The sequence below is a fragment of the Haladaptatus marinus genome (assembly GCF_051194195.1).
The window spans coordinates 356,944-369,217 of sequence record NZ_JBLZNK010000005.1; the positions used below are offsets into that span (position 1 = coordinate 356,944).

The window sequence follows — 12,274 nt, forward strand, 5'->3', positions numbered from 1 at the left end:
GAGTGGCCACCTCGTTATCCGTCGAGCCAGTTGTCTTGGAATCGTAGCGTCGAACCGTCGGGAGCGCCGATTTTACCACCGTACTTCGTCGAACCGGCGTACAGGTTCGCCTGCCACCAGAGGAAGAGGTGGCCCGCGCGCTCCTCGTGGAGAATCTCGGTGGCCTTGTGATACAGCTTCGCGCGCTCATTCTCGTCGTACATGTGTCGGGCCTTCTCGACGAGTTTGTTATACACGTCGTTCTTCCATCCGGTGAAGAAGAACGCACCATCCGGATGGAGGAATTTATAGAACGACACGTCCGGGTAGTAGAGTGCGAGGTACGAACTTGTCGTCGCCTCGAAATTCTGCTTGCTGTAAACATCCGAGAGCCACGTGTTCCACGTTATTTTCTGGATGTTGAGGTTGATACCGGCCTCCGATGCCTGGTCAGCTATGACCTTCGCCCCTTGCACTTGCGTCGGGTAGGATTGCGGTATCTTGAATGAAACGGAGAACCCGTCTGCCATTCCTGCCTTCTTTAGATGTTCTTTTGCCTTCTTCAGGTTTCGTGGTCGAGGTTTGACATCGGTGTTTTCCCACGGGCTGTCGGGTGCTGCGGGTGTCGCGGTCGTTTTACCGGTTCCATACAGCGCTGCCTCGCTGATCTGTTCCTTATCGAGTGCGTAGTCGAGCGCGAGGCGGGCGTGTTTGTTGTTGAACGGCTTCTTATTGCAGTTCAGTCCGAGATAGACGAGTGCTTTCGGGAACTGCTTTTCGAAGCGCAGGGACGAATCGTTTTTGAGCGATTCGACGTCTTTTGGCGGGACACCGTTGATAAAATCGTACTCGCCAGCCCGGAACGACTGGAGGCGCACACTCGGATCCGATATCTCGCTTTTGACGATTTTGTCGAGGAAGGGACCGTTTTCCTCGCTGGCGTTCCAGTAGTCCTCGAACTTCGCCATCGTGAACGTGGTCTCTAACTCGTGACTCTCAAACTTGTACGGTCCCGTCCCGATTGGTTCTTTAATTTTCTTTTTCTTCGCCTGTCCTTTTGGGACTATATGCATCTCTCCAGTCGCCATTCGGGAGATGAACGGGGCGAATGGCTCTGTCAACTGTACGATGAAGGTTTGATTGTCCGGATTTTCCATCGAATCGACGAACTCAAAGAAACCGCTAGCGAGATATTCGCCATTGGCAATCCTCTCGTAGCTTGCGAGCACGTCGTCGGAGGTCATCTCCTTCCCGTTGTGGAATTTCACACCTTTCTGAAGCGTGAATTCTAGTTTCGTATTGTCCTTCGAAGTCGTCCAATCTTTTGCGAGATGCGGTTTGAGAGAGTAATCGAAATCCAGTTGGATTAGAGGCTCGGTAATGTTTTCGAGCACTCGATTGGTTGCTGCGGCACTCTCGAGATGCGGATCCAGCCCTTGAACGGGAACCGCCCCGCCCCATTGGAGCGTTCCGCCTGACTTTGGCGTTCCGCCGCTTCCGCTACCGCCACCGCCTGAATCGTCGGAACCGCCTCCGCCGAGACAGCCAGTAAGTGCGACCGGAACGCCGGTGGCCGTTGCAGCGAGGAATGCCCGGCGGGCGAGCCTCCCGTTTCCGGCCGTATCGCTATTGTTTTCAAATTCGCGTCTATTGCTATCGCTTGGCATAGAGAAACGGACTCAATCATGCATCATAAAGATTATAAAGTACTCGATTGTCGAGTTATCCTATTGTAATAATCACGTTCGGTACAGCAACATCATTCGGTTCACACAGTCCGGACTGACTGGGGGGACTGTGCTGTATCGACACGAGTGCCCGCCGGTGCATTGAAACAGCTTACTCGTGGGTGCCAGCTGTCGTTAATGAACGAGCAAACCAATACTCCTCGTTACGACGCTGAAAGTCCGGATATCATCATCTGTTACTGTATTCGAGGGCGCGAGTTCGGAACCTCCACAAACCTCTTTCCTAGCTTTTTGAGGTCTCACCTTCCTAATTTTGGGAGAATATTGTTCCTCTGATGGCTGAGATTCGGATTGCACCTATGGAAAACAGCACGCAAAAGTATATCTAGCGTCTTACCGACTCTACCTTCTGATTAATAGGGCTTGAGATTCTCGAATGGTTTCATTCAAAAACAAAGCCTGCATAGGGTAACCACGCGGAATTACGTTGCACGCATTTTGAACGATAGGATTGAAAGTCATTCGTTCTATCCGCTCGAAACCGACGAATAGAAGCATTCTTTGACGCCATGTTACGCTGTCCAATTTTCTGGAACAACTTATGGTCGATGCAGTCTGTCGATTTTGGATATTGAACGGGTGTGCACCAAATACAAACACTTTTACACCCATATTCGGTACCAATTAACATGGGGAAACGAACAGAATCCGGCTCATCGCGCACGTTGAAAACAGTTTCTCGATCCTTCGACGTGATTCGTGCGCTGGAGGAACTCGACGGAGCGCGTGTTACCGAACTCGCCGACCATCTCGGTATGTCAAAAAGTGCGGTGTACAATCATCTCACGACGCTTCGTGAAAACAAATTTGTCATTCAAGAGGGAAACACGTATTTGTTATCACTTCAGTTCCTCCTCTTCGGAGAGTACGTTCGTAATCAAAACAAGCTATACAATATTGGCAAATCGGAAATCGAAAACTTGGCCGACGAGACGGGAGAGTACGCTCATCTCGCTACTGAACAACACGGGCTCAGCGTCAATCTCTACAAAGTTAGAGGACAGAAGGCGGTCGGAAGCGACTACCAAACTACCAAACTACAAAAGCCGGACTACCTGCACTTTTCAGCGACTGGGAAGTCGATCCTCGCGTTTCTCACAACGGATCGTGTGAACGCGATCATCGACCGCTACGGGTTGATTCGGAAGACGAAGAATACGATCACTGATCGTGAGACGCTATTCGCAGAGCTCGAGCAGATTCGAGAGCGAGGGTATGCGTACAACGACGAAGAGGAAATCGAAGGTCTCAAAGCGATCGGTGCGCCAATCATAGACAGAAATGGTCGCGTTCTCGGGTCGCTCAGTGTTTCTGGGCCGACCAACCGGATGAACGAGGCGGAGTATCACGACGTGATCGTCGAGAAGGTGACGAACGCTGCAAATGTCATCGAAGTGAATATCAATATGTCCGAGAACGAAACCGACCTTCCCAAATTCATCTAGCCATCCGATCACGGTGGTTCGACTCCGTTCAGGAAGAACCATCACTTTTAAATCGATAACACTTCTACAGTCGTAATGGATACGGCGCAACTGATGGACCGATTTGAACCGAGGATTCACAATCAGTAATACAACATGTCTCAGGACAATTCCCGAAAAAAGACCAGCAAAGTCGATCGAGTAATCCGAAAATATGAATTGGGCGACATGGGAGAAACGCTCGAAGACTACTGGACTGGTGAGGCTGAAGAGCAACATAGTCTCCGTGACCTTGCAGATTTTTTCAATCAAGCGGTTTTGGAGGCCGAATTGGATCGAATAAATACCACTCCACTGGAAGGAGAAGTCGAAAATATCTATCGGTTGCTCTCCGATGAGACAGTCAGTAGCGGGATCCGAACGGAAGCGGAAAACTCGCTCGCTCGCGATGGAATCGACGTAGAGCAACTCAAGAAAGATTTCGTGTCTCACCAGGCCGTTTATACCTATCTCACCAAGTATCGAGAAGTATCTCATGAATCGAAGATGGACGACACCCAAACGCGGGTCGAAAAGGGAGCAGAAACCATCCGACGTCTTCAGAACCGAACGGTAGCAGTGGCTGAAACGACGCTCACTAATCTTCGGAATACGGACCGAATCGAACTCGCCGACTTCGATGTAATCAACGACGTCCGAGTCGTCTGTAATGAATGCGGTCAATCAAATTCGATAGATGATCTCCTGGAAAAGGGGGGATGTGATTGTATGATGTAATCGCAGGTATACGAACTTCGGACGTACAATGAACGGGTTTCAACCGGGTTCATCATCTTCAGCAGCAATGGATCTGATGTCTCGGTCATGCATCTCCCATAGAATCAATCCCTATATAAATGGGACGATCGTAATCAATCACATAAGAAGGGAATCCTTTTATAACCACGCCATCAAAAGTGCTAGTATGGAATCGAAGCAATGGAATCGAACGTCAGTCGAGCTTTCGGCTAACAACATCGGTGGAATCAACCAGACTACTGTCACGTTTTCGCCGGGAGTCACCGTTCTCACCGGCCGAAACGCAACTAACCGAACCTCGTTTCTCCAGGCGATCATGGCAGCGCTCGGCAGTGATCGAGCGTCGCTCAAGGGTGATGCTGACGAGGGTTCAGTCGAACTGAATATCGGCAACGAAACCTATACACGGACGCTTACCCGCCAGAACGGAACGGTTGTGAAGAGCGGTAACCCATATCTCGATGATCCGGAACTTGCGGATCTCTTCGCGTTTTTGCTCGAATCGAATGAAGCCCGTCGCGCAGTCGCTCGAGGTGATGATCTCCGAGATTTGATCATGCGCCCTGTCGATATCGACGCAATCCAGGCTGATATCGAGCGACTAACGGCTGAAAAACACCGGATCGACGACGAACTGGAGGAACTCGAATCTCTCAAGCAAAAACTTCCCTCTCTCGAAGAGAAACGAACCCGGTTAGAGGGCGAGATCGAGGAGAAACGAGCAGCGCTCAAAACGAAGGAGGCTGAACTCGAAGACGCCGATTCCGATGTTAGTGAAACTCGTGCGGAGAAAAACGAACTTAATGAAAAGCTGGAGGAACTGCGAGAGACTCGGTCGCACCTCGAGGATATTAGATTCAAGATAGACACGGAAGAGGAGAGTATCGAAGCTTTACAGGACGAACTCGATGAGCTTGAGAGCGAGCAGGCAGCACTCCCTGACGTCTCCACTGATTCGACCACGGACTTCGACCAGCAGCTTCAGTCGCTACGTGAACGAAAACGACAACTCGATTCGACGGTGAGCGAACTTCAAACGATAATTCAGTTTAACGAGGAGATGCTCGAAGGTACCAGCCCGGATATTCGGACGGCACTCCAATCGACGGCCGAGACGGATTCGGATGAGTCGCTTACGAACCAACTCGTTGCTGATACGGAAACCGTTGTCTGTTGGACGTGCGGAACAGAAGTCGAGAAACAGAAAATCGAGTCAACGCTAGACCAGCTACGTTCTCTTCGGCAGGAAAAGCTCGACGAACGGAGCGAGCTGAATGCCGAGATGAGAGAACTCGAAGCAGAGAAATCCGAACTCGAAGATAAACGACAAAAACGCCAGCGTGTCGAACGGCGTATTCAGCAGCTTGAAACTGAACTCGACGATCGAAACACCAGACGCACCGATCTCCGTTATGAACGCGCCGAAATAACTGATGACATCGATACTCTCGAAGAAGAAGTCGAAGAACTCGAGCAAGAGGACTACAGCGAGGTTCTCGATTTGCACCGTGAGGCGAATCAACTCGAATTCGAACTGGAGCGACTCGAAACGGACCTCGACGATGTCGAAGCCGAAATTTCGGACATCGAGGATAAGTTGGTCGAACAAGAGCAACTCGAAGAACAGCGGGCAGACGTCCAAGACGAACTGACCGACCTCCGGACTCGAATTGACCAAATCGAGACCAACGCCGTCGAGCAATTCAACGAACACATGACGAGCGTGCTAGAGTTGCTTGACTATGCAAACCTCGATCGAATTTGGATCGAACGTTCGGAGCAGGAGGTTCGCGAGGGCCGTCGTAAAGTCACGAAAAGTGTGTTCAATTTGCATGTGATTCGCACGACCGACTCGGAGTCAACCTATGAGGATACGATCGACCATCTCAGCGAGAGCGAGCGAGAAGTTACCGGTCTCGTGTTCGCACTGGCAGGCTACCTCGTCCATGACGTCTACGACCGCGTGCCGTTTATCCTCTTGGACTCGCTCGAAGCGATCGATTCGGATCGGATTGCAGCGCTCGTTGACTACTTCAGTGAGTATGCGGGCTACCTCGTTGCTGCATTGCTGCCCGAAGATGCCGCCGCGCTTGACGATGAATACGAACGCGTCGGCGAAATCTAATCACTTTCTTCCTAAGGAATAAGTATATATTTTTATAAAAATTCGCCTATGATTTACCGACGCACGATAACAGATATCGTGTTGTAGTAATCCCGTACAACCGCCCAGTATTCGAGGAATGTCTAACTATATTCCGGTTCACTTCGATTACGTTCGCCGTACGTGTTAAGATTCGGAATGCAGAAGCAACCCAGACACCACCACTTCCGATGAAAACCCGTACGTAACCAATCTTTCCACCGAACATAGCACCGGCGACTCTCGACGAATCGACGGTCACTGATTCCCCCTCTACATTACAACCCTGTTAATGTAATCTCTTGGCGATAGCCGTCCGACTTTCACCATTACAATCCTATTTTCGTAATGGATTCCAAAGCCTCGAAGTCGAACGAGAGCACGGCACAGTCAATAATCGTGATTCCACGTATCAGTGTCTGACACTGGCGAATACGCTCGATATTGGGTTCTGGTATTATGAACGCTGATGTCGATATCTCGCTCGTTGCACCGGTCATGAGTGGACGTACTGTGCATAAATTTCGGAAATAATGGACGAGTCGGCGGTTAGTAGTATAATTCACGCCAAAGCATGAAGTGATAACACCGAAAAACGGTTTTCATATTAGCTGAACGGTAGTACGACAATGTGATTCGTCTGTTCAGTAACAGAGCAGAATACCGATGAGAAACTCGCCTCGTAGTTAGCGGGTTGCAGGGTAACGGGACAAGACGTTGACTCGGATGCTACGAGTATGTGACGTTCAGTTCGATGACGTTGACGGCTTCGAGCACCTGATTCGGAAGTTCTTCGGAGAAGCGCCGGTCACGAATTCGATTTGAAGGGCCGGAGACGCTGATCGAACCGAGGACTCGGCCGTTGTTGCTCAAAATCGGAGCGGCAACGCACCGCAGACCCGAGAGGCGCTCTTCGTCGTCGAACGCGACTCCCACCTCACGTATCTCTTCCAGTTCGGCCTTCAGTTCCGCCCTGTCGGTAATCGTCGTCGAGGTAAAGCCGGTGAGACCGTGCATTTCGATTATTTCGTCGACTCGTTCTTCGGGAAGGTGGGCAAGTATCGCCTTCCCCAAGCCGGTTCCGTGGAGCGGGACGCGCGTCCCGACGTGGGCTTCGACCTGAACTGCCCGCTCTCCGCGGGCGCGATGCAGATACGACCCGCGTCCGTGCTGTTCGACCATCAAGTTCGCTAACTCCCCCGTCGTTTCCGCCAGCGTGTCTATCTCCTTTTTCGCGATGTCGTAAATGTCCATCTGGACGCGGGCGAAGGCGCCGTACTCCAGAAATCGGATTCCGACGTGATACGTCGAGCCGTTTTTGACCACGTACTCTTCCTGAAGGAGGGTACTCAGGTAGTTGTGAATCGTGCTCTTTGGCAGTCCCAAGTGGTCGGAAAGCGTCGAAACCCCCGCACCGTTGAGTTCTTTCAGCGCATCGAGTATCTCGAAAGCGTTTTCAACCGACTTCACGGCGTGTTTTGCTTTCTTTCCCATGCTATAGCCGTTCTCATCACCGGCTATTGAAACATTTGTTCAGCAATGGAACAATTCGTTCACCATTACTGAATTCCATTCGGTCTGTCCCTGTCGCTTGTGCCGATGGCGAAATAGACCTGACGGACGGTGTCTCGCAGTCCCTCAACGATTCGTGACAGCAACGTCTTGTCAATCGACCGACTGTGGCCGGGGTTAGGGCTTCGAAGATTGAAATATGGTGACCGTTAACGATTTACAGACGGGAACGAAACGTGCACGGGATATCTGAAGGAGAGTACGACGACTGTTGGCTCCGGTACGCTGGAAATGGGAACCCGGAGTTGTATCGAACCCACTGTTCGAACGTCTATGCATCCGTCAGGGCACCGGAACTTGGTGTTGTTCGGGACGAACTGCGGCGTGGACTCCAGGGATTGCTCGGTCGTGAACCCCACTTCTGGCAACATCCACCACGGTCGGCGGACGGGTTTTTAGCGATTGGCACGCCTTCCGAGATGGAGGTAATAGTACTTCCCGGGCGTCCCGCTCTATCGTAGCCACGGCCTCGTTTCGTGGAAACGTCTCGGGCACTGCCTCACTCGCGAGAGCCAACTCGACTTCGTGGACCGCGGTCGTCAGGTGGGGTTTTCGCGCCGACACTCCGCCACCACGACGGCATGTTCTACCTCGTCACGACGCACGTCGATGGCGGCGGCCACTTCGTGGTGAGCGCCGAAGACCCCGAAAGCGAGTGGACCGACCCGATTTACATCGACGCACCGGGGTTCGACCCCGACCTGTTCTTTGACGACGGCACCGCCTACCTCACCTACGCCGCAGGCCCGACGCTCGCCGAGACGACGATCAAGCAGGCTACGCTCAACCTCGACACGGGAGCGGTCGGCGACACGCGCGAAATTTGGCGCGGAATCGAGGGGACGTTCAGCGAAGCACCTCACCTCTACAAGCGCGACGGCGTCTACTACCTGCTCACCGCGGAGGGTGGAACCCACACGAACCACACGGTCGTCGCGGCGCGGGCGGACGATCCGAACGGTCCGTTCAAGGCGTGCCCGCGGAATCCCATCCTTTCGCACCGCGGACACCCGATGGAAGCGATAGGGGCGACCGGTCACGGCGACCTCCTCCATGCACACGACGGCTCGTGGTGGCTTGTCTTCCTCGGCATCCGCCAGCAGGGCGGCTATCCCGGATGGCATCACCTCGGGCGCGAAACGTTCCTCGCACCCGTCGAATGGGAAGACGGATGGCCGGTCGTGAACGGCGGCGAGCCGGTCGGTATCGAGATGGATGTTGGCCTGCCGGGCGACACAGCCGAGCACAACCCCGCCGAACCTACCCGACAGACCCGGGCGACGTTCGACGGCGAGACGCTGGAAGAGGCGTTCGAATACCGTCGGAATCCCGACCCGGACGCGTACTCCCGAACAGACGCGGGTCGATTGACGCTCTCGGACGGCGAGCCTCGACGAGCGAGGTGCGACGTTCGTCGGTCGCCGACAGGCGAATTTCGATTGCCGAGCCGAGGTCGAATTCTCGTTCGACCCCGTGGCAGGTGAGGAGGCCGGTCTCGCGCTCGTCGCGGACGAAGACCACCACTACGAGGTCGGCGTCGGACATCGGGACGGGCGGCGAGTCGCCCTCGTCCGGCTCCGAATCGGTGACGCGACCGAGGTAGTCGCACAGCGACCGGCGTCGGGGTCGAACCACCGAGTCGAGATAATCGCCGACGAGGAGACGTACCGGTTTTGTTACGGGGGCGATCCGACGACGGAACTCGGGACGGCCGCGACCCGGTATCTGGCTACCGAGGTTACCGGGAGCTTCACGGGCGTCTACGTCGGTCCGTACGCGACCAGTGACGCCGTAAATCCGACGCCAGCCAGATTCAAGCGGTTCGTCTACGAGCGGACAGGCTGAGTCGCGGCGGAAGGGTAGTTTACAACCTTCGCATCTATGCCAAACATGAAATAGTCGGGTAGTAATGAGTAAAAACGCATGGCGAACCTTCGCAAGCTTCGCGACCCGAATGCAGAGTATACGATGCGCGACCTCTCCGCGGAAACGATGGGCCTCTCGGCAGAGCCCACTGGCCCGCGAGACGTGAAGATAACCGACGTGCAGACGACCATCGTCGACGGAAACTACCCATGGATTCTCGTCCGGGTCTACACCGACGCTGGCATCGTCGGCACGGGCGAATCCTACTGGGGCGGCGGCGACGCCGAAATCATCGACCGCATGGCACCGTTCATTATCGGCGAGAGCCCGCTCGACATCGACCGACTGTACGAACATCTCGTGCAAAAGATGTCCGGCGAAGGCTCCGTCTCGGGGAAAGTCATCTCCGCCATTTCCGGCATTGAGATTGCACTGCACGACGTGGCCGGAAAGATTCTCGACGTTCCCGCCTACCAACTCCTCGGCGGGAAATACCGCGATGAAGTCCGTATCTACTGTGACTGCCACGCTGGCGACGAGTCCGAACCCGAATCCAACGCCCGCGAAGCGGAACGGGTCGTGGACGAACTGGGATACGACGCCCTGAAATTCGACCTCGACGTTCCCTCTGGACACGAGAAAGATCGCGCGAACCGCCATCTTCGGGGGGCGGAAATACAACACAAAGTTGACATCGTCGAGGCCGTCACTGATGTGGTCGGCGACCGCGCGGACGTGGCCTTCGACTGCCACTGGTCGTTCACGGCCGGGAGCGCAAAGCGTCTGGCGGCGGCCATTGCCGACTATGACGTGTGGTGGCTCGAGGATCCCATCCCGCCGGAAAATCACGACGTCCAGCGCGAGGTCACGCAATCGGCACCTACGACGCCAATCACGGTCGGTGAGAACGTCTACCGCAAACATGGCCAGCGTCAACTCATCGAAGAACAGGCCATCGATATCATCGCACCCGACCTCCCGCGCGTCGGCGGCATGCGTGAGACGCGCAAGATTGCGGATATGGCAGATATGTACTACATCCCGGTCGCGATGCACAACGTCTCCTCGCCAATCGGCACGATGGCCTCCGCACAGGTCGCGGCGGCCATCCCGAACTCCCTCGCCGTCGAGTATCACTCCTATCAACTCGGCTGGTGGGAAGAGTTGGTCGAGGAAGACGACCTCATCCAGCAGGGACGGATGGCGGTGCCGGAGAAACCGGGTCTCGGCCTCACGCTCGACCTCGATGCGGTCGAAGAACACATGGTCGCTGGCGAGACCCTGTTCGACGAAGCCTAAGTTGAACTCCTGAGTCGCTGTGTCGTGCCGGTCGAACGTATCGTCGAGAACATCTTTCGGTAAATATAAACACCATCGCGAACTGGTACCAAACGTCTATGGCTAGTGAATCTGCTCCTCGCAGAAAACTCGACGGTGAGACTGCGGTCGTCATCGGAGGCACGACCGGAATCGGACGAGCGATTGCCCTTGCATTCGCCGATGAAGGTGCAGATGTCATCGCAACGAGCCGGTCGGAAGACGCCGTCGAGAGCGTCACAGCGGAACTTCGGGAACGGGGCGCGACGACGACGGAAGTTGCCTGTGTCGTTCGTGACCGAGCGTCAATCGAGCACCTCCATACGGTTGCCCGAGAATCCCTTGGGTCGGTCACGATCCTCGTAAACTCGGCTGGATCCGTCGCACAGGCGTCAGTGACCGAGGAACCGGGCCGCGTACTGCGCCGCCAAAAGCGGCCTCAACGGTCTCACACGCGCCGCCGCCGCAGATTTGGCTCCGGAGATTCGCGTCAATGCGGTCGCTCCTGGGTTTGTCAAGACCCCACTCGCGGGTAAAAAACTCGAAGACGGCTCCGAGTTCCGAGCGACGACTGACGAACGGATACCAATGGAACGCGTTGCGACACCCGACGAAATCGCCGGAACGGTGGTCTACTTTGCAAGCAACGAGGCGTCGTTCACGACCGGTCAGGTGTTGACCGTGGACGGCGGCTATCACATCGAAGCACAGTAGCGGAAATCGAGATGCAAATAGAAGAGGATACATATATTTATAAATTCTAAATATTTCGTTCACGTGTTGTGGTGTAGCTTTTTGACAGCCATGGTTTTGTGCAGAGAGTGTAAAAATCAGTAGTCAACCACTGACTGTTTGCCAACGAGATAGGAATACGGAAACACGTACCAGAGGGCCACAACGCCAACCTTATTCAAGAGTTCGTTCCGAGTAGTCGCGTGGGTTGCTCTCTCTCTCTCTTCGAAAGAGTGCCGGGAGGGACGACTAGCGACCAGAATTCATCATCAGAGAACGGTTCCTGAGTTAATCAAGGCCGAATCGGAACCGATAGTCGGTGCAATGATGTCTAGAACCAAAGATGGGAACTGTAAATTTATTCCATTCGACATTGTGGCACATTCGAAATATTGACTCCGAATTATTTCGGAGAACTGCTGCAATCTATATATTTTGTGGTGGGTGCGGTTTCGACGGCTGAACTAAATCCATATTTGAATGAAATTAGTATGACTATATATGTATATAAATAATGCCCTCAAGATGAGACTATAGTAGGTATAGAGGCCGTAGAATGAACGATTTAACCCGAATCTACCAGTTGCATCTATTTAAGACTGGAGTTTGAAAGCCAATTTAGAGTAATATTCTAATCGATTCATGATTTTACCGACTCTCTGCGCCAGAAATGACGTTAATCTGATTTTTATTGC

Annotated in this window: 8 protein-coding genes and 2 pseudogenes; 8 read left to right on the top strand and 2 right to left on the bottom strand. The window is 53.7% G+C overall.

Annotation, left to right across the window (positions count from 1 at the left end; genetic code table 11):
• Window positions 1–14: 14 nt before the first annotated feature.
• Window positions 15–1,646 (bottom strand): ABC transporter substrate-binding protein, encoded by a 1,632-nt coding sequence (locus ACN2TU_RS19070; protein WP_435157569.1) that lies wholly within the window; start codon window positions 1,644–1,646, stop codon window positions 15–17.
• 710 nt (window positions 1,647–2,356) lie between these two features.
• Between ACN2TU_RS19070 and ACN2TU_RS19075 the strand changes: the two genes are divergently transcribed.
• The 3 genes from ACN2TU_RS19075 (at window position 2,357) to ACN2TU_RS19085 (ending at window position 6,074) form a co-directional block, all read left to right on the top strand.
• Entirely contained in the window at window positions 2,357–3,172 is an 816-nt protein-coding gene (locus tag ACN2TU_RS19075; protein ID WP_435157570.1) for an IclR family transcriptional regulator, read from the top strand.
• A gap of 135 nt (window positions 3,173–3,307) precedes the next feature.
• A complete protein-coding gene (rdfA, locus tag ACN2TU_RS19080; RefSeq protein WP_435157571.1) occupies window positions 3,308–3,928 on the top strand; it encodes a rod-determining factor RdfA in 621 nt (206 codons plus the stop codon).
• Window positions 3,929–4,115: 187 nt separating this feature from the next.
• A complete protein-coding gene (locus ACN2TU_RS19085; RefSeq protein ID WP_435157573.1) occupies window positions 4,116–6,074 on the top strand; it encodes an archaea-specific SMC-related protein in 1,959 nt (652 codons plus the stop codon).
• 747 nt (window positions 6,075–6,821) lie between these two features.
• Here the strand turns inward: ACN2TU_RS19085 and ACN2TU_RS19090 are convergent.
• Window positions 6,822–7,586: an IclR family transcriptional regulator gene (locus ACN2TU_RS19090; protein WP_435157575.1), complete on the bottom strand. Its 765-nt coding sequence runs from the start codon at window positions 7,584–7,586 to the stop codon at window positions 6,822–6,824.
• 254 nt (window positions 7,587–7,840) lie between these two features.
• Here ACN2TU_RS19090 and ACN2TU_RS19095 point away from each other — a divergent pair, with 254 nt between their 5' ends.
• The 5 genes and pseudogenes from ACN2TU_RS19095 (at window position 7,841) to ACN2TU_RS19115 (ending at window position 11,561) form a co-directional block, all read left to right on the top strand.
• Window positions 7,841–8,125, top strand: coding sequence for an alpha-glucuronidase family glycosyl hydrolase (locus ACN2TU_RS19095; RefSeq protein ID WP_435157576.1), 285 nt, complete (start codon window positions 7,841–7,843; stop codon window positions 8,123–8,125).
• A gap of 120 nt (window positions 8,126–8,245) precedes the next feature.
• On the top strand, window positions 8,246–9,148 hold the full coding sequence (locus ACN2TU_RS19100; protein ID WP_435157577.1) for a family 43 glycosylhydrolase: 903 nt from the start codon (window positions 8,246–8,248) through the stop codon (window positions 9,146–9,148).
• Window positions 9,126–9,509 (top strand): annotated as a pseudogene (locus ACN2TU_RS19105) (beta-xylosidase family glycoside hydrolase); the annotation flags it as partial. The gene ACN2TU_RS19100 and the pseudogene ACN2TU_RS19105, both read left to right, overlap by 23 nt.
• 78 nt (window positions 9,510–9,587) lie before the next feature.
• On the top strand, window positions 9,588–10,829 hold the full coding sequence (locus ACN2TU_RS19110; RefSeq protein WP_435157578.1) for a mandelate racemase/muconate lactonizing enzyme family protein: 1,242 nt from the start codon (window positions 9,588–9,590) through the stop codon (window positions 10,827–10,829).
• A gap of 98 nt (window positions 10,830–10,927) precedes the next feature.
• Window positions 10,928–11,561 (top strand): annotated as a pseudogene (locus tag ACN2TU_RS19115) (SDR family NAD(P)-dependent oxidoreductase).
• The last annotated feature ends 713 nt before the right edge of the window (window positions 11,562–12,274 follow it).

Coding starts and splice junctions, on each gene's coding strand:
- ACN2TU_RS19075 (WP_435157570.1), top strand. CDS start 2,357: ATGGGGAAACGAACAGAATCCGGCTCATCGCGCACGTTGAAAACAGTT.
- ACN2TU_RS19110 (WP_435157578.1), top strand. CDS start 9,588: ATGGCGAACCTTCGCAAGCTTCGCGACCCGAATGCAGAGTATACGATG.
- ACN2TU_RS19070 (WP_435157569.1), bottom strand. CDS start 1,646: ATGCCAAGCGATAGCAATAGACGCGAATTTGAAAACAATAGCGATACG.
- rdfA (WP_435157571.1), top strand. CDS start 3,308: ATGTCTCAGGACAATTCCCGAAAAAAGACCAGCAAAGTCGATCGAGTA.
- ACN2TU_RS19085 (WP_435157573.1), top strand. CDS start 4,116: ATGGAATCGAAGCAATGGAATCGAACGTCAGTCGAGCTTTCGGCTAAC.
- ACN2TU_RS19090 (WP_435157575.1), bottom strand. CDS start 7,586: ATGGGAAAGAAAGCAAAACACGCCGTGAAGTCGGTTGAAAACGCTTTC.
- ACN2TU_RS19100 (WP_435157577.1), top strand. CDS start 8,246: ATGTTCTACCTCGTCACGACGCACGTCGATGGCGGCGGCCACTTCGTG.